The sequence below is a fragment of the Clostridia bacterium genome, from assembly GCA_024685775.1.
Lineage (GTDB): Bacteria > Bacillota > Clostridia > Christensenellales > CAG-1252 > CAG-1252.
Window position 1 is genome coordinate 24,617 of sequence record JAIKVL010000032.1, and the last position, 22,000, is coordinate 46,616.

At 49.3% G+C, this 22,000-nt stretch carries 16 protein-coding genes and 1 tRNA gene; 2 read left to right on the forward strand and 15 right to left on the reverse strand.

Annotated elements, in window-relative coordinates:
• Positions 1–2 precede the first annotated feature (2 nt).
• Positions 3–1,334, reverse strand: a complete 1,332-nt coding sequence (gene miaB / locus K5753_05660; protein MCR4726682.1) for a tRNA (N6-isopentenyl adenosine(37)-C2)-methylthiotransferase MiaB — start codon at positions 1,332–1,334, stop codon at positions 3–5.
• Between the two features lie 119 nt (positions 1,335–1,453).
• On the opposite strand from miaB, the gene K5753_05665 reads away from it, so the two are divergent.
• The gene (locus K5753_05665) at positions 1,454–3,613 is read left to right on the forward strand and encodes a transglycosylase domain-containing protein (protein ID MCR4726683.1); all 2,160 of its coding nucleotides are present in this window, start codon (positions 1,454–1,456) and stop codon (positions 3,611–3,613) included.
• Here the strand turns inward: K5753_05665 and thiI are convergent.
• The 14 genes from thiI to polA form a co-directional block, all read right to left on the reverse strand.
• On the reverse strand, positions 3,603–4,757 hold the full coding sequence (thiI, locus tag K5753_05670; GenBank protein MCR4726684.1) for a tRNA 4-thiouridine(8) synthase ThiI: 1,155 nt from the start codon (positions 4,755–4,757) through the stop codon (positions 3,603–3,605). The genes K5753_05665 and thiI overlap by 11 nt on opposite strands.
• A 2-nt stretch (positions 4,758–4,759) precedes the next feature.
• Positions 4,760–5,896, reverse strand: coding sequence for a cysteine desulfurase (locus tag K5753_05675; GenBank protein ID MCR4726685.1), 1,137 nt, complete (start codon positions 5,894–5,896; stop codon positions 4,760–4,762).
• Positions 5,877–6,395, reverse strand: coding sequence for a hypothetical protein (locus K5753_05680; GenBank protein MCR4726686.1), 519 nt, complete (start codon positions 6,393–6,395; stop codon positions 5,877–5,879). Before K5753_05680 ends, K5753_05675 begins: the two co-directional genes overlap by 20 nt.
• Positions 6,392–8,443 (reverse strand): endonuclease MutS2, encoded by a 2,052-nt coding sequence (locus tag K5753_05685; GenBank protein ID MCR4726687.1) that lies wholly within the window; start codon positions 8,441–8,443, stop codon positions 6,392–6,394. Before K5753_05685 ends, K5753_05680 begins: the two co-directional genes overlap by 4 nt.
• Positions 8,428–10,623 (reverse strand): U32 family peptidase, encoded by a 2,196-nt coding sequence (locus K5753_05690; protein ID MCR4726688.1) that lies wholly within the window; start codon positions 10,621–10,623, stop codon positions 8,428–8,430. The genes K5753_05685 and K5753_05690 overlap by 16 nt, the downstream gene beginning before the upstream one ends.
• Before the next feature lies 1 nt (position 10,624).
• On the reverse strand, positions 10,625–13,024 hold the full coding sequence (pheT, locus tag K5753_05695; GenBank protein ID MCR4726689.1) for a phenylalanine--tRNA ligase subunit beta: 2,400 nt from the start codon (positions 13,022–13,024) through the stop codon (positions 10,625–10,627).
• 8 nt (positions 13,025–13,032) lie between these two features.
• Entirely contained in the window at positions 13,033–14,049 is a 1,017-nt protein-coding gene (gene pheS, locus K5753_05700) for a phenylalanine--tRNA ligase subunit alpha (GenBank protein ID MCR4726690.1), read from the reverse strand.
• A 93-nt stretch (positions 14,050–14,142) separates the two neighbouring features.
• The gene (gene yunB / locus K5753_05705) at positions 14,143–14,787 is read right to left on the reverse strand and encodes a sporulation protein YunB (GenBank protein ID MCR4726691.1); all 645 of its coding nucleotides are present in this window, start codon (positions 14,785–14,787) and stop codon (positions 14,143–14,145) included.
• A gap of 31 nt (positions 14,788–14,818) precedes the next feature.
• Complete coding sequence (locus K5753_05710) at positions 14,819–15,403, reverse strand: hypothetical protein (protein ID MCR4726692.1); 585 nt, start codon at positions 15,401–15,403, stop codon at positions 14,819–14,821.
• Between the two features lie 47 nt (positions 15,404–15,450).
• The gene (locus tag K5753_05715) at positions 15,451–16,137 is read right to left on the reverse strand and encodes a YjjG family noncanonical pyrimidine nucleotidase (protein ID MCR4726693.1); all 687 of its coding nucleotides are present in this window, start codon (positions 16,135–16,137) and stop codon (positions 15,451–15,453) included.
• 319 nt (positions 16,138–16,456) lie between these two features.
• Positions 16,457–16,543: transfer RNA gene (locus K5753_05720), tRNA-Leu, on the reverse strand.
• Positions 16,544–16,581: 38 nt separating this feature from the next.
• A complete protein-coding gene (locus K5753_05725) occupies positions 16,582–17,136 on the reverse strand; it encodes a lytic transglycosylase domain-containing protein (GenBank protein MCR4726694.1) in 555 nt (184 codons plus the stop codon).
• A complete protein-coding gene (coaE, locus tag K5753_05730) occupies positions 17,079–17,648 on the reverse strand; it encodes a dephospho-CoA kinase (GenBank protein ID MCR4726695.1) in 570 nt (189 codons plus the stop codon). The genes K5753_05725 and coaE overlap by 58 nt, the downstream gene beginning before the upstream one ends.
• Positions 17,648–20,182, reverse strand: coding sequence for a DNA polymerase I (gene polA, locus K5753_05735; protein ID MCR4726696.1), 2,535 nt, complete (start codon positions 20,180–20,182; stop codon positions 17,648–17,650). Before polA ends, coaE begins: the two co-directional genes overlap by 1 nt.
• 110 nt (positions 20,183–20,292) lie before the next feature.
• On the opposite strand from polA, the gene K5753_05740 reads away from it, so the two are divergent.
• A complete protein-coding gene (locus tag K5753_05740; protein MCR4726697.1) occupies positions 20,293–21,984 on the forward strand; it encodes a Na/Pi cotransporter family protein in 1,692 nt (563 codons plus the stop codon).
• Positions 21,985–22,000 lie beyond the last annotated feature (16 nt).

A 22,000-nucleotide genomic window follows, 5' to 3' on the forward strand; every position in this document is an offset into this window, starting at 1 on the left:
AGTTACCTCTGCTCTTCCGTAAAACAAACGAGTTTGCCGAAAAGAGACGCGCTTCTGGATTCCAAAATGAGAACGCGCGCGAATTTGCCTACGTCGGCGGGATCGCCGGGGATCGTTACGAGCCTTCCGGAATCCGTCCTGCCGCAAACGGTGCCTTCGTATTTCGGATTAACGTCTTCGATCAAAATCTCGAACTCCTTTCCGATATACTCTTCGGACAATTCTTTCGTGATCTCGTTTTGCAAAGCGACGAGACGCGTGATGCGGGATTTTTTTACGTTTGCGGGGATTTGCTCCATCTCTGCGGCGGGCGTCCCGTTACGCGGAGAGTAAACGAAAGTAAATGCGTTGGAGAAACGAACCTTCTTGACAATCTCGCACGTTTCGAGGAAATCTTCCTCCGTTTCACCCGGAAAACCGATCATAATATCGGACGTTATGCCGACGTCGGGCATCTTTTCTTTGATATAAGAAACGATGTCGAGATAGGTCTCCGCGGTATATTTGCGATTCATTCTTTTGAGAACGGCGTTACTTCCCGATTGGATCGGCAAATGGATGTTATGGCAAATATTGGACGAAGACGCGATCACGTCCACGACTTCTTTATTGAAATCTTTCGGATGACTCGTCATAAATCGGACGCGGAATTTACCCTCGATTTTCCCGATTTCGCGCAAAAGCGCGGCAAAATTCGTCCCGTCACGGAGATCGGATCCGTAAGAATCGACGTTTTGCCCGAGAAGCGTAATCTCTTTATAGCCTTCCGCGAGAACTTGCTTTACGTCCGCAAGGACGTTTTCCATACTGCGACTCCGCTCTCTGCCTCTGACGTACGGAACGATACAATAGGTGCAAAAATTATTGCAACCGTACATAATATTGATCCAAGCGTTCGTCCCGCTCGTCCGATAAACGGGGATATTTTCGTTGATCGCGGGAGAAGGATCGGTATTTACGGAAATCACGCGCTTTTTCGCGCGTTTTTCCTGCAAAAGGACGGGAAGTTCGTCGATATTATGCGTTCCGAGAATGATATCCACAAACGGAAATTTCTTCGAAAGCGCTTCCGCGCCGCCTTTTTGCTGAGTCATACAACCGAGAACGCAGATCAAAAGATCGGGATTTTGCTTTTTCAGCGATTTTAACGCCCCGATATTCCCGTAAGCGCGCTTTTCCGCGGTGTCGCGAATGCAACAGGTGTTGAAAAGGATGACGTCCGCTTCTTCTTCCGAGCGAGCTTCCGTATATCCGATCCCGACGAGCATGCCCGCGAGTTTTTCCGATTCGTGGACGTTCATTTGACATCCGTAAGTGACAATAAAATATTTCATGATTCCTTTCTTTATAAGTAATATAGTTCAGTAATAACAGTATAAATTATTTTATCGTATTTTTCAAGAAAAAACGCAGGGAAAATAATAAAGGAAAACGCAATTTACATACTAACTTCGTGAAAAAGTCGAGAAAAATTACGATCATTTTGCTGTTACTGTCGGCAGGCGCGCTGTTTTTAACGGGAGCGTGCGCTCTTTTAAGCTGGTGTTTCGAAGCGGATCTCGATGAAGCAAAGCTCCCGAGCGCGGTCGGATCCGTCTGCGTTTTGGACGCGAACAGCGACGCGATCCCGAACGACAATTATGCGAAACTGTCCGAAATTTCGGAAAATATTCAAAATGCGTTCATCGCGGTCGAGGACAAACGTTTCTATTCGCATCACGGGATCGACCCGCTTCGGATCGCGGGAGCGATCAAAGAAAACGTCCGAACGCGCCGATTTTCACAAGGCGCGTCCACGATCACCTGCCAACTCGTCAAAAACACACTGCTCGACCACGACAAGACCCTAAAAAGAAAAGTTAAGGAAGCGATCCTCGCTCGAAAACTCGAACGAAAGTACACGAAATCGGAGATCTTGGAAATGTATCTGAACGTCCTATATTTCGGAAAAGGCGTCTACGGAATCAAAAACGCTTCGAGAACGATTTTCGGGAAAGAACCGTCCGAGATCGGAGAATACGAAGCGGCATGTCTTGCGGCAACCGTAAAAAATCCCTCGGCATACTCCCCTTTGATCGACGCAAACAAAAATATCGAGCGCGCAAAAATCGTCCTTTCGCTCATGCGTGAGCAAGGTCTCACGGATCGCGCGAATCCCTCTTCGGAACCCAATATTGTTATAAATTGTAGCGATTTTAATAATAATTATTGCAATAGTTATGCTAATTCAGTATTGTTTGAGGCGCAAAAACTATTGAAAATCGACAAAGCGGATCTGAAAAACAAAGGATACATTATCCATTCATACTTTGATCCGAATGCGCAAAAAGCGATCGATTTCGCCCTTTCTTCAAACATCGAAGCACTCTGCGAAGACGGATTGCCCGCCGAAAAAGAGATCCTGCTCGCGGACAATAAAACGCGCGGAGTCGTCGCGTACGGCTCGACGGCAAAAAGCGCGACCGCGTTTTCCGAACCCCGACAACCGGGCTCCGCGATCAAACCTTTTATCTATGCCGCCGCAATCGCCGAAGGTCAACTTCTACCCGACACGCCGATTTTGGATGAAAAGACCGCGTTCGGTTCTTACGCTCCGAGCAATTATTCCGACGCATATCTCGGATGGACGGACGCAAAAACCGCGCTCGCAAAGTCCTCAAACGTTGCTGCCGTAAAGATTTTACGAGAACTCGGAGTCGAAAACGCATACCGTTTTCTTGAAAAATGCGGTTTTTCATTAAGCGAAAAAGATCTGAATCTCGCGCTCGCACTCGGCGGTACGACGTACGGATCGAAAATCACGGAACTTTGCGAAGCCTATCAAACGCTCGCAAACGAAGGACGAAGAAAAGAATTGCATTTTATCAAGAAAATTACCGATAAAAACGGAAACACGATCTACGCCGATCAATCCCTTCCCGATTCGGTAATGCCCGAATCCGTCGCATACTTGACCACGACGATGCTTCGATCCGCCGTAAAAATCGGAACGGCAAGTCAGTTGAGCTATTTAGACTTTGACGTCGCCGCCAAAACGGGAACGGTCGCGCGCGGACAAGGGAACTCGGACGCCTGGATCGCGGGATACACGACCGCGCACACGTTCTCCATAAGATACGGCGCGCCAAGCGGAAAAACCCTTCAAAACAACGTAACGGGCGGCAATCAAGCCGCAAAAACCGCGCGGAGCGCACTGCGCGAACTCTATAAAGTCGCGCCGAAATCTTTCGAAAAACCTCAGGACGTGCGCTGCGAAACCGTCAGCTCCTATGCGAAAAACGAACTGCATTCGCTTGTCCGCTTTCAAGATTTCCCGATCGGAGAAAGCGAAATCATCGAGGTTTCGTCTCGATTTCCGCTGAAAAAGCCCGATTTTGAAGAATTCTTTTTGGATAATTTCCGAATTTCGACGGAGAATAAAAGTCTCGTCGTCCGATTCGACGCGCGCGCGGAGATCAATTACGCCGTCTTCGTAAACGGGAGATCCTGCGCAGGCAAAGACGGGGTTTACCGTATAAAAAAGTTTCGCCCGGGACTTCTTGCAAAGATCCGAATCCTCTGCAAATCGGGCGAAACCGCGCTTTTCAATAAAGTAAAATGGGTTATAGTTTGATCGTTTCCACCGTCGCGAGTGCGTCTCGAACCAAAGTCTCGACGTCTAATTTCGATTCCGCCGCTTCGATCAAAGCAAGCTTCGGTCTGATAACCGGGAATTTCGGCAAAAACACAGTGCAGCAATCCTCGTAAGGTTCGATGCTTTTATCAAACGTCCCGATTTCCCTCGCCGTTTGGATGATCTCTTCTTTATCCATTCCGATCAGCGGACGGAAAACGGGAAGTAATTCGACCGTTCGATTCGTCACGAGGATGCTTTCCTGCGTTTGCGAAGCAACCTGCGCCAAGCTTTCCCCCGTCGTTATACTTCCGCATCCCTTTTCGACGGCGAGCTTTTCCGCGATTCGCATCATAATGCGGCGCATGATCGTAATCATATATTCTTCGGGGCACTTTTCGTGGATCTGGCGCTGAATTTCGGTAAAAGAAACGACCGAAAGCTCAAAACCGCCCTGATATTCGGATAAAATCTTCGCAAGATCGACGACTTTCTGCTTCGCCATCGGGCTCGTGTAGGGAAAACTGTGGAAATGAACGCCGTACATCTTCATTCCGCGCTTCGCCATTCGAAACGCCGCCACTGGGCTGTCGATTCCTCCGGACAACAGCACGACGCCGCTCCCGGAACTTCCGACCGGCATCCCGCCGAAGCAAGGGATTTTATCCGCAAAAATAAACGCGTGTCCTTCTTCTCGAATATCGACGAAGATCTCTTTATCGGGAGTAAACAAATCGACCGAAAGATTCGGCGCAAAATCAAGCGCGGCGCCGCCGAGCTCGATCGCGACTTGCTGCGAATTCAAAGGAAAAGTCTTGTCCGCGCGATTGACCGTAAAGCGGAAAGTACCCGATTTCGGTAAAAAAGCCATCGCTTCTTTTTTGAGTTCATCCATCGACGCCGCAACTTTGACCGCTTCGCTGAACGAATGCAAACCGAAAACCTTCCTTACTCGGTTTTTCGCTTCCGAAACCGTCTGCTCGTTCAACCCTTCGACAAGATACCTGCCGCGCGTCCGAACAAGCGCGCACGGAATCCCCTTCAAAGCGTGACGAATGTTATCCAAAAGCTGTTTTTCAAAGGAAAACTTGTTCTTTCCCTTCAAATATATTTCACCGAAACGCAACAATAAAACCTTTTCCATACTCATCTTCCTACGTATTTTTTCAAAATTTCGTAATTTTCCTTGATTTTCTCGGCGAGGAACCGAACTTCTTCTTCCGTATTTTCCCTGCCGAAACTGATTCGAATAATCCCATCGGAATATTCCTTTAACCCGAGCGCACGCGGGATCCGATCGTGCGCGCGACGAGCGGAGCAAGCCGACCCGGTCCCGATCAGAATCCCGTACTCTTCGAGCGCGTGCTGCATAACTTCTCCGCGGACGCTCTTAAACGCGAACGTCAAAACGTGGGGCGAACACCCGCCGTCCGAGATCCACTGAATCTCGGGGATCTCTGACAGCTCATTTCGCAAAATATCTCTGAATTTTCGGTATTTTTCACCGTTTTCGAAAAGCTCTTTCATCGCACGATCGGCGGCAAATGCAAACGACATGATCCCGGAAACGTTCTCGGTGGAAGACCTTGCGCCCTGCTCCTGACCACCCCCGAAAATCAAAGGAGAAACGCTTACCCCTTGTTTTACAAAAAGCGCGGCGACTCCTTTCGGCGCGCCGATCTTATGCCCGCTGATCGTATAAAGATCCGCGCCGATCTCGGCAACGCAAACGGGAATTTTTCCGAAAGCCTGAACACCGTCGACGTGGAAAACGATCGAAGGATTTACGTCTTTCGCTTTCGCGATCAGAGATTTAACGTCGTTGATCCCACCGGTTTCGTTATTAACATGCATAACGGAAACGAAAGAAGTGTTGTCGTCGATCAATTTCAAAAATTCCGATTCGATCACCCTACCCACGCCGTCAACGGGAGCGATCCTGACTTCAAAATCAAGATTTTTCAATTGCAAAGCGGTGTTATAGATCGCAGGATGCTCGCTCGCGGAAATCACGACGTTCGACTTTTTACGTTTTTTCGAACAAAATACGGCTTGATTATCCGCTTCCGATCCGGAAGACGTAAAAATCAAGCGACCGTTAAATCCCTGCAAACAAGATAAAATCCCCTTTCTAGCTTCTTCGACCATATTATGGACTTCGACGGATTTAAAGTAATTCGCCGAAGGATTAAAGAAGAAATCTTCGTTATACTTTCGGACAATCTCCGCAACCGAAGCGTCCACCCTCGTCGTCGCGGCGTTATCAAAATACAGAGTCTTCAATTTTTTCTCCCTTGAAAAACGTTAAAGAATAGTCGTCGAACGTCATGATATACGACTCGTTTTCATAACCGACAACAAATGATTTAACATCCAAACTATCCTTATTTAATGCATTTTTCACAATAATTCTGTTCTTAATAAAGGTCTTTTTAATAATACTTTTTGACAAAAAGTCCGAATTTTCCGCATTTTTTATGAACGTAAGGTCATTAAGCGAGAAAACGTCGGATTTCCCGTTTTTCGAGCGAATCGTCAGCGACGAATCGGTAAACGAATACGCAAATTCCAAGGTTCTCTTCCCCATCAAAAACGCAACCGTAAAACAAATCAAATAGATCACGGCGCATATAATCAAATTCAAATAAAGTTCGAACAAGATAAACAAAACGACGAGCGCCGTCGCGATAACGGAAAGTAAAATCGCGACGTAAAGAATCGAGCGTCGCAACGCCGCGAAAGATCCGTCCGTATTGATCACCTTATAGTCGTATCGATTCATTTCTTAACCTTTTGCGCCGCCCCGCTTTTTACCGTCGTCGTAAAGTTCCCGATCTTAACGACGTAATCTCCGTTTCGTTTAACGTCGGTCACAAGAGCGATCTTGCCGATTTTTTTGATGTAGACTTCATCGCCGACGGAAGCCACGCCGCCGACGAGATCCGGAAGAACATCCTCTTCCTCGATCTCTTCGCTGTTTGCGATCTCTTTGATGCGTTTTCTGAGCTTCGCCGCTTCGAAATAGCTTTTCTTTTCGGGCGCATCCAAGAGTTTTTTCAGCTCCGCGAGGATCTCGTTTACTTCTTCGAGCGATTCCTGCACGCGGCGTTTGACTTCCGCTTTCGCCTGCGTCGCGAGTTTTTCTCTTTGGACGAACAAGCGATTCCTTTCCTCTTTCAAAGCCGCCTTTTCTTCGGATAATTCTTGCGTTATTTTTTTTTCGAGGTCTTTTTCGCGCTCCGCCGCTCTTCGCGCCTGCTCCGCGGATTGCAAAACCGAATCGAAGCTGACGCGCTCGGTTCCGAGCTTCGCTCTCGCTTCCGCGATCAAATCTTTATCCAGCCCGAGCCGTTCGGCGATCTGCAGCGCGTTGGACGTCCCGGGGACGCCGATAATCAAATGGAAGGTCGGTTCGTACGTCTCGGGATCGAAGTCCATCGACGCGTTTTCCACTCCTTCGGTCGCGTAAGAATACTCTTTGAGTTTCCCGTAGTGCGTCGTTATGATCGCTTTTGCGCCGCTTTCGCGGATACGTTCCGTAATGCAGACCGCAAGCGAAGCGCCTTCGTCGGGATCCGTCCCCGCGCCGAGCTCATCCAGCAGGACGAGCGATCGGCTGTCGTAAGAATTCATAATATCGACGATATTCTTGATATGAGAAGAGAACGTGCTCAGACTCTGCTCAATGCTTTGCTCGTCGCCGACGTCGCAGAAAACGCGGTCGAAGACGCTGATCTCGGATTCTTCCTCCGCAGGCAAATACAGCCCGCATTGCGCCATGAGCACAAAGAGTCCGACAAGCTTTAAGGAAACGGTTTTTCCGCCCGTATTCGGCCCCGTGATCAGCAAAATCGTAAAATCCTTTCCGAGCGAGACCGAGACCGGGACGACTTTTTCTTTCGGAATAAGCGGATGACGCCCTTTTTTGATATTGATATATCCGCGATCGTTTATGATCGGCGCCGTAGAATGCGTGTTGATCGCGTAAAGCGCGCGCGCAAAGATCACGTCTAACGCGGTTATGATCTCGTAATCGGCGACGAGTTCGTCCGCGATGACCGCGACGCGCGCCGTAAATTCCTGCAAAATCCGATCGATTTCGTTCTTTTCGTCCGCAAGAAGCATTTTCAGCTCGTTATTCATTTCGACGATCGCCATCGGTTCGACGTATAAGGTTTGCCCGGATGCCGAGCGGTCGTGGACAAGCCCCGGGATCTGCCCCTTAAACTCGCGCTTAACGGGAATAACGTAGCGATCGCCGCGAACAGTAACGACGTTATCCTGAATCGCTTTTTGATAATCGGGCGTGGAAATATAGCTGTTTAACTTCGCGCGCAAACGTTCGCCGTTCTTTTTGATCTCCCTGCGAATCGTCGCAAGTTTATCGGACGCGCAGTCGTTCATTTCCGTTTCCGAAAAAATACTTCGATCAATCTCTTCCGCAAGAAAATTCTGCAAAAATATCTTATTCGCCGCATTGGTCAGGATCGGAGCCTTTTTCGAATCGAGTTTCGCAATGGAATTCCGTACGTTTTTCGCAAAACGCAGCAGTCTTGCGATCTTCAAAAGTTCGCCCATCGTCAGCATCGAAAGTTTTTTGGCGCGAGTGATGCATTCCGTAACGTCGTCCACCTCGAAAGACGGGAAGCAATTACAGGAGTTCATCGCATAAAACGCTTCCGCCGTCTCGCTTTGCAGACTTTTCACGGCGGAAAGATCGGAAAGAGGCAAAGAAGACAAAATTTCCGCTTTTCCCTTTTCGCTCCCCGCGCATAGCGCGACTTGGGCGAGAATCTTATCGAGTTCGAGTGCTTTTATGCTTTTATCCACGATTCCTCCGACGCGATGCGTTTCGCCTCGATCTTTTGACCGTCGTCAAGATCGATAAGGCTGACAAACGCCGCGGCTGTTTTTTCTTTTATGCGACGAGCGACAACGTCGCTTCGCATCGTAAAGGAGCACGACCCGCCTTCCGTCCTGCGGATCGAATAACGCTTCGACCCCGTCGAATAAAAGACGTGATTCGTCTTCTTATCGCAGGTCGCGCAATCGTTGCCTTTCGTCACGGAAATCGGGCAATGCGCGAAACTCATCAAGGGGATCTTTCCGAATCCGAACGAAAGATTTCCCGCCCCGCTGAATTCGACCGACGAACAGACATAGTCCGCGTCCTTGAAAAGAAGCGCCGTCCTGTGATTGCAAACGTTCAGACCGAACCCCGCAATATAACGCCTGCCGAATTCGCGCGCGAGCTGCACGCCGTAAAGATTATCGGCGTAGATCCCGAGATCTCCGAACGCACGCAGGATCTTTTCGTAAAAACGGAGATCGACGGATCGCGCGATTTTCGGCAAACGGAGATAACAGGGTTTTTGCGCCGCGACGTTTACGATCGATCCGATCGAATCGACATTTACGATCAACGGATCGAGGACGAAGCCGACCGCAAACGAGAACGCTTTCGCGTCTTCCGCTCTTTCGATCTCCGCAAGGACACCAAAGCGATTCGGCAAAACCGAACGTATCGTTTCCCTTTTCACGAACGAGTAATTCGGAAAGCGCGCGCGGAGGACGGTATCCCGCAACTTTTCCGCGAGCGAGCGCCTCAGCGCGTTCAATTCACTGACTTTCAGATAAACCGCGCCGTCCAATTCGTCTTCATAGCTTTCGAGGACGAAATCGGACGATCCGAATTTCGTTGCCTTTTCGATCAAGGCTTCGTTCGAATCCGAATTGCTCTTTTCGAGGAAGGATTCGCTTTGAACTTCGACGGAGAATCCGCAAGACTCCGCCCGAAGCGTCAGTTTTTGACCGGGTGAGCCTTTCAAGGTCAGCTTCAAAGGAAGCTTATTCTCGATCGTCTCGGCAAAGCGGACGTCCTCGGCGTCGGTCGTCAATCGAACTTCGTCTCCGGGTTTGACTTCGTTGCTGACCGGGATCACGCAGTATTCCCCATCCGTATAAACGGACGTAACGTCGCTCCCGCCGACCTCTTCGCCGTTTCGGAGAATCTTCGCGCCGTCGCCTTTCATAAACGCGCGAGAGGATTTGACGTAAGCGTATTTGTAGCCCGACTTATCAATAATTCGTTCGATTTTTCCGACAAAAACGCCGATATGGCTCGCAACGTCCGAATGGATGACGGCGGCGGATTTCTTCAAGGTGTACCCTTTGAAAAAACCGCGATTGAAGCTCGTCTTCAATCGAACGAGATCTTCTTTCGCCGCTTTCGGCTTGCCATCCAAAAGGTCGCGATAATATTTCGTCGCAAAATAGACGTACGCCGCCCTTTTGAGTCTACCTTCGATCTTCAAAGAATCGACGCCGAGATTTTCCTGAAAGCAAGCGTCTTCCCCGAGCGAAAGATCGAACGGCGATAAAAGAAAGCCATTTTTCAAAAAATTCCCGTCTTCATCCGTCGCGACGTAGCGCAAACGGCAAGGCTGATTGCAAACGCCGCGATTTCCGCTCTGCCCGTAATCGATCGAGCCGAGCAGGCAGCCGCCCGAAAAACAGACGCATAACGCGCCTTGCGCGAATCGCTCAACCTCTCCGACTTCCTTTTTTATGCTCGGAATATCATCTTCGACCGTCTCCCGCGCTAAAATCACCCGATCCGCGCCGAGCGTCTCGGCAAAGCGCGCGTCGAATTCGTTTTGCACGCCGGCTTGCGTGCTGAGATGTAAGGGAACGTCGGAACGTTCGCGGATCGCGGCGAACAAACCGAGATCGGAAACGATCAGTGCGTCCGCGCCGCTTTTTACGGAAATCTCCGCAAGTTCGAGCGCGCGATCAAGCTCAAAATCCGTAACTGCGGTATTTAACGTAACGTGCACCTTTACGCCGAACAAATGCGCGTAAGAGATCCAATCTTTCAGATTTTCCTCGTTAAAGTCCGAGCATTTCAGCCTTGCGTTATGCTCACCGAGCCCGAGATAAACCGCATTCGCGCCGCCCTTAACGGCGGCTTTCAAAGCGGCTATGCTTCCGGCGGGAGCCAAAAGTTCCATTTCAGTCTCTGAGTTTCGCGTCGAACGCGGACGCAACGGCGGAAACGATCGCATCGACCGCAACGTTGACTTCTTCGCCGCCGAGCGTTCCTTCGTCTTTGCGGAACAGCAAATTGAACGCGATGCTCTTTTTCCCGGGCAACACGCCGACGCCGGAATAGACGTCGAAAATCGAAACGTTCTTCAAGTATTCGCCGCCGTTCGCGCGGATCGCTTTGATCATCGCGCCGCCCGTCACCTCTTCGGAAACGACGAAAGCAAGGTCGCGCTCGATCGCGGGATATTTGCTGACCGGGACGAACGGTTTGAACTCGCAAGACGCTTCAATCAGCGCAGCGAGATCGATCTCCGCAATATAAAGCGGCGCGTCAAACTTGTGCGCTTTCGTGATTTTCGGATGAATTTGCCCGATATATCCGAGTTTTTTGCCGTCAAGCAAAACGTCCGCCCTGCGATACGGATGCAGGAAAGGCTCGTTTGAAACTTCAAAATCAAGCGTGACGTTCAGCTTATCCGCAAGCTGTTCGAGGACGTTTTTCAAGGTGTAAAAATCTTCGCCTTCGCCGAACGCGGACAAGACGAGCGTTTCGATCTCGATCGCCGTGTCCGTCATGGGAATGGATCTCGGGAAGTACGTCTTCCCGATCTCGTAAAATCTCGCCGCCTTTACGCCGCGGGAATAATTCGAAACGTTGATTTGAAGCATACTCGGCGCAAGCGTCGTCCGCATAACGGAAACGTCCTCGCTGAGCGGATTCAGAATATCGACGGTCACCCTTCTCTTATCGTCTTCCGCGAGCATAAATTCGTCTTTGAATTTCGGAGAAATGAAAGAGTACGAGAAGGTTTCGCTCATGCCGCCGAGACCGGAAAGAAAGGCTTTAACGGATTGAACGGTCGAGTCCGTCTTGTTTCTTCCGCCGTGCGTGAGTTTTTTCCCGTCGAGAGGCTTGGAAACGATGTTATCGTAGCCGTACATACGAATGACTTCTTCCGCGATGTCGTTCGCTCCGACGATATCTTCGCGATATGCGGGAACTTCGATCGTAAAGACGCCGTCCTTTTCCGAAACGCGGAACTGCAACGAACGCAAAATGCTTTCGATCGTTTCCGCGGGAATATCGATCCCGAGGATCTCGTCGATCTTTTCCTTTTTCACCGTAAGAACGGTGAGAGCGGGAAGCGCTTTCAAAGAATCGATCGTTCCCTTTTCAAAAGTTCCCGCGCCGAGACGGCAGACGAGTTGGATCGTGCGAATCAAAGCAAGATCCTGACTGATATAGTCGATGCCCTTTTCGAAACGCGCGGAAGAATCCGAACGCAAACCGAGCGTTCTCGACGTTTTGCGAACGTTATCTCTCTTAAAACGAGCGAACTCGAAGACGACTTTTTTCGTGTCGGCGTTGATCCCGCTGTTCGCGCCGCCCATAACGCCCGCGACCGCCATCGGTTCCGACTCGTTCGCGATCACGAGATTATTGTTCGAAAGTTTATTTTCCGCTCCGTCAAGCGTAACGATCGTTTCGCCTTCCGCAGCCCTGCGAACGACGATCTTATTCCCTTTAACGAGCGAATAATCGAACGCGTGCATCGGCTGACCGATATCGAACAAAACGTAGTTCGTGATGTCGACGATATTATTGATCGGGCGAAGCCCGACAAGGCGCAAACGGCGCTTGATGATCTCATCCGAAGGCGCGATTTTGACGCCGCTCAGCATTTTCGCAAGATAGCGCGGGCAAAGCTCAGCGTCTTTGACTTCGACCGAAAGATCGCTCGAAATATCACCCTCTTCTTTAATCGCGGGAAGCGCGAACGTGTCTTTCAAAGGAAGATTCAAAACCGCGGCGATCTCTCGCGCGATACCGAGAATACTGTTGCAATCCGGGCGATTCGCCGTGACCGCGACGTCCAAAACGACGTCGTTCGTCCCGAGGAAATCGTTTACGTCCGTTCCGGGCGCAACCCCTTCGGGGAAAATGAAGACGCCGTCGATCCCCGCCGCGGGATAATCCGAACCCGTCAGTTTCAGTTCGCTGCCGCCGCAGAACATACCTTCGCTCGGTATGCCGCGCAGTTCGCCCTTTTTGATCTCCGTCCCATCGGGAAGGCGCGCGCCGTCGATCGCGAGCGCGACGACGTCGCCGACGGCGACGTTCTTCGCGGCGGTAACGATTTGAAGCGTGCGATCGCCCGCGTCGACCTGACAGACGGAGAGTTTATCCGCGTTCGGATGCTTTTCCATCGAAAGGATCTTGACCGCTTTAATATTGACGTAATCATCGGAAGGACGAATGATCTCTTCGATCTCAAAGCCCGCGCCGACGAGTTTCGCGCAGAGTTCTTCTACCGAAACGTTTATATCCACATAATCTTTTAACCAACTCAAAGGTGCTTTCATACTGACTCCTATTTATACTGTTTGAGGAAATTGACGTCGTTTTCGTACATTAAACGGATATCGGGAATGCCGTATTTCAGCATCGCGATCCTGTCGATCCCGAAACCGAACGCGAAACCGCTGTACTTCTTCGAATCGATCCCGCAGTTTTCGAGAACGACGGGATTGACGATCCCCGCGCCGAGGATCTCGATCCAACCAGTCCCCTTGCAAAGGCGGCAACCTTTTCCTCCGCACATCGTGCAGCTGATATCCACCTCGACGCTCGGCTCGGTAAACGGGAAATAGGAAGGACGGAAACGAACCTTCGTGTCGGGCGTAAATGTCGATTTCGCGAAAATTTCGAGCATATTTTTCAAATGAGCGAGAGAAATTCCCTCTTCCACGCAAAGCCCCTCGATCTGATTGAAGATCGGGCTATGCGTCGCGTCGTCGTCCGCGCGATAAACCTTCCCGGGAACGACGATTCGGATCGGCGGCTTTTGAGAAAGCATCGTGCGCGACTGCATCGGAGAAGTATGCGTGCGAAGCAGGACGTTCTCGCTGACGTAAAACGTGTCTTGCATATCGCGCGCGGGGTGATCGGCGGGAATGCCGAGAGTTTGGAAATTATAATAATCGGTCTCGATCTCCGGACCTTCTTTGACCGCGAAACCAAGCCCGATAAAGGTGTTCAGGATCTCGTTTTTTACTTTCGTGATCGGATGGGTCGAACCGCAAGACGCGCCTTTGGAAAGCGTGACGTCGATGCGCTCGGATTTGAGTTTCCTTTCTTCTTCTTTCGCTTTGAAATTCGCCTCGATCTCGGACAAGACCGCTTCGATCTTCATTTTTCCGTCGTTGATCAACTTACCGAAAGAAGATCTTTCCGCAGGCGGAACGTCTTTCAAACCGCGCAAAAGACCGGTATATTCGCCGTTTTTGCCGAGATACTTTACGCGAAGGTCGTTGATATCCGAACTGGACTTCGCGTTATTCGCGCTTTCCGTGCAGCGCGAGATCAATTCTTTGATTTTGTCTATCATATTAAGCTCCCGTAAAAGATTATAGTAAAAGACTACCACTTCAAACATAAAGTGTCAACGAAAGCGCGGAACATATACTATAAAATATGTATATTAAGGTATTAAATCCAAATAATCCACGCCCTTTTCCCCGTTGACGTAGACGCTCGGGATCTCGCCGAGCAAGACGTTCTCCGCGACGAGTATATCGTTCGTTATGCGGAGTTCGTGTTCCGCGATCGGAAGAACGGTGTTAAACGAAACGTCGATCTTGACGTAGACGGCGTGGCGCGTCCGATTGATCCCGACGTTCTCGAAACAAGTCAGAAAGTCACATTTTACCGAAGAAAAGAACGTTATATCAAGCGAGACTTTCGGACCGCTGTTCGACAAAAGCACCGACCCCGTGAACGCACCCGAAGGGATCTCGATCGTCTGCACGCCAAGCGCGTTCAGCGCCCGTTCGCAGCGAAGCGCAAGACTGCGCGTAAATCCGTTGATCAAGGGCGTATTCGCCGCCAAACGCTCGATTCTGTCGCCGCTTTTCTGCACGTCGATAAAGTCCGAATATTCGTAAAGGGCGACGACGTCCGCCGCGCTCGAATTGATGCATTCGACGCCGAGACTCGAAATCAGCGCGTCGCAATAGGTGTAGACGACGGGTTTCACGTTCCGTTGAAAAGAAAAATACGCGAACAAGATCATCGCGAGAAAGAAAGACAAAACGACGATCCACTTTCGTTTCGACGCTTTTTTCATAATTTATATATATGAGGAAAGGAGAAAAAAGTTACGAATTTTTCGAATTCTCTATCGAAGGATCTCCCGTGATCTCGGGGAAATTTTGTTTCATATAATCGGAAAGCAGTCCTTCGAAGATCGGTTCGACGCCGGGAACTTTATAAAAATCCTCGGGCGCGACGACCGGTCCGAAGAAGGATTCCGGGATAATATGCCCGCATACCAGCAAATAGCGAACGAACTGACTGCAATAGAATTTGCGATAACTCGTTTGAAAATTGACGTTTTTACGCGCTTTTATCAAGCCGCGAACGTTATATTTGAACTTTTTGCGCTCCGTAACGAAGTTTTTAACGATATCGGTCATGATCGCGTAACTTTCATCCGAAACGCTCAATTCAAGGATCTTGCAACTCGTGTTTTTGAACCTCTTGAAGGTCCCGCGGAAAGGATGCTCGTGGACGAAACCGCCGAAAAGCACAATATACGGATTGCGGCGACCGAAAGAATACATTTCGGACAAATCTTCTTTCATCGAAATGGAAATATGGTTGTAGGTAGCGCGGGTGAATTTCCGAATCAAATTGGAAACCGACGTACCCGTATTCGTTAAAACCAACAAGACTTTCGCCATAAACGAAATAATATCACATTTCCGCGACTATGTAAAGAAAAAATCTTTTAAATCAGCCTGATAAGTTCGGGAAGTTCCGTTATTTTTCGGATTGTAAAGTCCGGTTTCGCCGCCTCGGGCGGACGCGGGTTTCCCCCGCTGATCCAAATCGTCCGGATCCCGAACGCCACCCCGCCCTTAATATCCGAAGTTAAACTGTCTCCGACGAGAACGCAGGTGCTTTTATCGAAATTCGGGATCTTCGCGGTCGCTTTGACGAAAAACGCGACTTCGGGTTTTACGTTTCCGATCTCTTCGGAAATAAAGACGTCTTTGAAAAACTTATTGAGTCCGGCGGCTTCGATCCGCCCTCTTTGCGTTTGGATATAACCGTTCGTAACGGCGTACAAGTTAAACTTCCTTCGAAGCTGTTTCAAAACGTTGCGCGCGCCCTTGATAAAAACCCCCGTTTGAGACAAATGAGTCATATACGAGTCCGCAAAACGCTCGGGGTCCGCGGAGATGTCGTACAGGGAGAAAAACTCCGCAAAGCGCTCGATCCTGAGTCTTTCGCGCGTGATCTCTTTTCTTTCGAGTTTTTTCCACATTTTATCGTTGATCAAACTGTAAGACGAGAGCATTTCGTCCGTTGCGAAAACGCCGTAATCCTTCAAAGCCGCGGCAAGAGCTTTTTTCTCGCATGCCTTGAAATCCAAGATCGTTTCGTCGATATCGAGAAGAATCGTCTTTACCATAGAATCACCCTATTTTTCCGCATTTTTTCACTTCGGAAAAATGCCACGAAAGACGATTCGCGACCGCACGACGAAATTCGCGAAAAGAAGAGAAACCGCTGAACGACCGAACGCCACCGAACGACATTATTAACCCTTTTATCTCAACAATCGGATTCATTTTGCAGCAGCTCCCTCCACGATCCAAACGAACAAAGATCGCCCGATTTATTTTATTATACCACTAAAACGGCGGATTTGAGCAAAAAACAAAAAATACAATTAATTATACATATAAATAAAAAATCAATAAAAAAAGGCACTCAAATCTGAGTGCCTTTGGTGCGGAAAACGGGACTTGAACCCACACAGTATTGCTACCACAAGAACCTGAATCTTGCGCGTCTGCCAATTCCGCCATTTCCGCATCTTGCGCAGTTATTGTAATAAAAAGAGAACGAAAAGTCAATGATTTCCCGCGATTTTTTTCTTTTTATAATAATTCTTACGCTTTACGACCTTCCGAACGTAGGCTCGCGTTTCCGCATATGGGATATCCTCGGAAGAAATATTTTGCTCGATCCACTTGAAGACGACGGTCTCACCGGCATTATAGGCGGCGTACACAAAAAGCGAATCATTGAATTTCGAATAAAGATAGGATAAATAAAAGCAACCCATTCGGACGTTCTTTTCGGGATCTTTCAAGAGTTCGTCCGAATACTCCAAGCCGAGTTCGGAAGCGATCCACTTCCCCGTGGTCGGCATGATCTGCATCAACCCAAGAGCGCCCGCCTTCGATTCCGCGACAGGATTAAAGCCGCTTTCGACCTCAATGATCGCAAAGATTTCGCACGGTTCAAGACCGTATCGGTCGGCATTCGATTGAATGATCGAAGCGTAACGTTTTGCCCGAAAATCGCAAGAAAAAGTTAAAATTAGAAGTAAAAATGAAGTAATTATTATGAAAAGTGCTCTAAAATAAAATAATATCGGCTTGCAACTTGTTCCTTTAAGCATGAAAAGTCATAGTTATTGCGGATCACGAAATCCGCTTTTCGCTCCATTTTTTCTTCGTCCGATTGAAGCGCGACGAGACGCTCCGCCCTGTCCTTCGAACAACCGTCACGCTCCGTAATTTTCAAAATCCGATCTTTCTTATCCGCTTTCACGAACCAAATCGAATCGAACGTTAAAGGACACATCGACATCAAAGGGATCTCGAAAAAGACAAGTTTCTCCCCCTCGGATTTTTTCATCATCAAAGAATAAATTTTTCCGTGAGCGAGATTCATCAATTTCGCCCTTTCCTTTTCATCGGAAAAAACGATCCGCGACAATTCTTTTTTATCGACGATATGATTATGGACGGCAGTCGGAAAAATATGCGAAAGTTCGGAAATATATTCCGGCGACGCCAAAAGTTCGGCGTTGATCTCATCCGCGATCAAAACCTTTGCGCCGAGCGAGCGCAAAATCGAGCTGACTGCGCTTTTACCGCTTCCGATCCCTCCGCAAATCGCAACGCGCATTATTTTGCCTCCTTCCAAGTTTCCCCGCTCTCCACGTTCACCGTTAAAGGAACTTTCAGCGAGAAGACGTTTTCCATTTCGTCTTTAACGAGCGCGCGCACGCGAGATTCTTCCGCTTTCGGACAATCGATAATGAGTTCGTCGTGGATTTGAAGGATCAATTTCGCGCCGAGCCCTTCGCTTTTCAGGCGATTATAGACCTTGATCATCGCAAGTTTGATAATATCCGCCGCAGTCCCTTGCAAAGGCATATTCAAAGCGGCGCGTTCGGCAAAGGATCGGAGCGCGTAATTCGAGCTGTGGATCTCCGGAAGCGCGCGAACCCTGCCCATCGAAGTCACGACGTAGCCGTGTTCTTTTGCAAAATCAACGGATTTCTTCATATATTCTCGAATTTTCGGATAGGTATCGAGATATTTTTCGATAAAAGAGCGCGCTTCGCGCACCGAACAATTGATATTTTTGGACAGACCGAAATCGCTGATCCCGTAAATGATCCCGAAATTGACCGCCTTCGCGTCGCGGCGCATCTTGGGAGTCACTTCGTTTTCTGGAACGCCGAAAACCTTGGAAGCCGTCGAAGCGTGGATATCGACGCCGCGCAAAAACGCGTCGATCAGTCCTTCGTCTTCGGAAAAATGCGCCATCAAACGAAGTTCGATCTGCGAATAATCGGCGGAAATCAAGACGTTTCCGTCGCTCGGGATAAACGCGCCGCGGATCTCGCGGCCTTCCGCCTCGCGAACGGGTATATTTTGCAGATTCGGTTCGGAAGACGAAAGCCTGCCCGTCGTCGTTAACGCTTGATTGAAAACGGTATGGATATATCCTTTCGGGTCGATCATCGCCTTCATCGCGATCAGGTACGTTGAAATAAGTTTCGAAAGCATCCGATAGCGCAAAACGTAGCTCACGATCGGATTTTCCGTCTCGATCTCCGCGAGAACGTCGGCGCTCGTGCTGCGTTTTTTGCCGCTCGGAAGCCCCAATTCGTCGTAAAGGACCTCGGCAAGCTGCTTCGGAGAATTGATATTGAATTCGTGCCCGACGAGTCCGAAGATCGAATCGGTAACCTTTTTGAGTTCTCCGGAATATTTTGCGGAAAGCTCGTCCAGCGTCGCTTTATTGACGCGAAAACCTTGTTTTTCCATATCGTACAAGACGACGACGAGCGGAAGCTCCACGGTTTCGTAGACTTTCAAGGAATTCGCTTGAACCATCGTCTTACGAAGCGAGATTTGAAGCGAAAGGAGTTCCGCCGCAACCGAGACGCCGTCGTAGCCGTGCGCAAGAAGCAGATCCGCCGCGCCGTCGTAACTTTTTCCGCAGTCCGCGATATACGCCATCAGCATAAGATCGTCCGCCGAAAAAGCCTCTTCGACGGAAAGATCAAGGAGCGAATACGTCTTTTTCAGATCGTAGACGAAAATGCGCCCCGCATAATCTTTTACAAAATCTTTGATCTCTCCGATCGAAAAATCGAACGAAAGCCCCTCGCCGAGGAGATCCTCCGAAAAGCGAACGGAATAATTTTTCTCGGGATCGAACGCAAAGGAAAGCGAATCATCCTGCAAATACAAGCAAAACGATTTCTCGGCTTTTCCGTCGGAGAGAACGCGAGTAAGTTCGTTTTGATCGGATATTTCGAAATTTTCCGTTTCCGTCTTCGTCTCTTCTTCCTTAGGCTCGGAAAACGCGAAACGGTCGGTCAAAGACTTAAAATCATAGCCGACCATTAATTTCTTCGCCTCATACGGCAAAATCGGCGTAAAAGAAAACGCGGAATAATCCCCGTATTCGATCGGAGCGTTCGTCTCGATCGTAGCGAGCCAATGCGAAAACTCGGCGCTTTTACGCCCTTCGAGAAGTTTTTCTTTGAGTTTTCCTTTGATTTCGTCGATATGTTCGTAGACGCCTTCGAGCGTGCCGTATTGAACGACCAGATCTTTCGCGGTTTTTTCACCGACGCCCGGCACGCCCGGGATATTATCCGAATGGTCGCCCATTAAAGATTTCAATTCGACGATCCCTTGCGGCGTAAGCGATTCTTCGGCAAGGACGGCGGGCGTGTAACGAATCACGTCCGTAATGCCTTTTCTCGTGTGCAAAACCGTCGTCTTATCCGAGACCAGCTGCAAAACGTCCTTATCTCCACTGACGATCACGGTCTCCATCGGGCTGTTTTTCGCAAGCGTGCCGATCAAATCGTCCGCTTCGAATCCCGCAAGTTCGACGATTTTAACGCCCATTGCGGAAAGCAGTTCTTTCATCGCGGGGACCTGCGCGCGCAGTTCTTCGGGCATCGGACGGCGTTTCGCCTTATAACCGTCGTACTTCAAATGACGAAAAGTCGGCGCGTGGACGTCGAACGCGGCGGCGATATGGGTCGGTTTTTCGGTTTTTATCAGCTTGGAAAGCATCGAAGTAAACCCGAAAAGCGCGCCCGTATACCGCCCCGTCTTATCTTGGAGCGCGGGAAGCGCGTAAAACGCGCGATTGATCAAACTGTTGCTGTCTAAAAGTAATAATTTCATAAGAATATTATAACTTATTTTTACCATATAAACAATATTTATATTTCGAAAATCTTGTTTTTCAGCCGATACGTTTGACAGAAAACAAGAGGAAACTTTATAATTTGAGTATGAGTGGATGGGAAATAACGAAAAATATATTGCTTTTACTCGCCGGACTCGGGTGTATGATGTTCGGCATGCAGGTTTTGAGCGACAATCTGACGAAGGCTTCCGGTAAGAAACTTCGTAATGCTTTGTCTCGCTTAACCTCCAACAAATTCAAAGGGATCTTCATCGGCGCGACCGTTTCCGCCGTGATCCACAGTTCCGCCGCGACGACGGTCATGGTCGTAGGTCTCGTCAATTCGGGCATTCTGTCGCTCGTCCAAGCGACGTCCATCATTATGGGCGCGAATATCGGGACAACGGTCACCGGTTTGATGCTCTCCCTGCAATCGCTTCCGATCACGCAATTCTTCGCCGCGCTTTCGTTCGCGGGAATCATTATGACCTTGATTTCCAAAAAACCGTTCGTTCACGTCGTGGCGAACATTTTGATCGGTTTCGGAATGCTTTTCGTCGGAATGGCGGTCATGAACACGTCTATGAGCGGCATCGCGAACCTTCCGAGCGTCAGCGGCGTCTTCGCGAAGATCACGAATCCCGTCCTTCTTCTGCTTCTCGGCGCGGTCTTTACCGCGATCATGCAGAGTTCGACGACGATGACCGCGATCCTTCTCGTCCTCGCGACGAGCGGCCTTATCAACCTGCACAGCGCGATCTATATCGTCCTCGGAATGAACCTCGGCACCTGCGTGACGTCGATCATCGCTTCGATCGGCGCGAACACGAACAGCGTGCGCGCGGCGATGACGCATCTTTTCTTCAACGTCGTCGGAACTTTGATCTTCTTCTGTCTCTTATTCATCACCCCGCTGCGTCATTGGCTCTTAAACCGCGTTTTATTCGGAGAAAACGTAGAAAAAATCGCGTACAGCATCGCGATTTTCCACGTTGTTTTCAACCTGTTTACGACCGCGATCTTACTGCCGTTCATCAATTTGGTCGTCAAATTCATCTCGAAAGTCATTCCCGAGAAAAAGCCGAAGAACGAAGACGAGCAAATGCGACTGCATTACTTGGACGAAAGATTCCTTGCGACCTCTTCGATCGCCGTCGGCGAATGCAAACGCGAAATCTGCTATATGGCGGAGCGCGCGTATAAAAACTTTACTCTCTCGGTGGACTGCATTTTGAAAGTCGACCTTTCGCCGAAAGAAGACTTCGACAGAAGAGAACGCAAAATCAACTTTATGAATAAAGAGATCGCGAAATATCTCGTAAAACTCTCCTCTTCCAGCATTTCCGCCGAAGACGAGCAAGTCATCGCGACCTATTATCACGCAATCACCGACCTCGAACGCATCGGCGACTATGCGGAAAACATTATGGAATATACCCAACGCCTTTCGGACGACGGCAGTAAGTTTTCCCCCGCCGCGATCGAAGAGATCAAAGCGATGTACAATAACATTTCCAGCCTTTACACGACTTCGATTCAAGCGTTCAACACCCAAGACCTTAACGCACTTATGCAAGCGGAAATCTACGAAGAAATGATCGACGAAGCCAAAAGCAAGCTCTCCGCCGCGCATATCCAAAGATTGGAAGACAAAGAATGCACCGTCGAGAACGGGACGGTCTTCCTCGCCCTTTTGAACGATTTGGAGCGTATCGCGGACCACATTTTCAACGTCGCGAAATCCATTAAAGAATACACGCTCCCGCCCCGCTATCAGATCCCTGCGGGAACGGTTTGATTGATCGATCGATTAT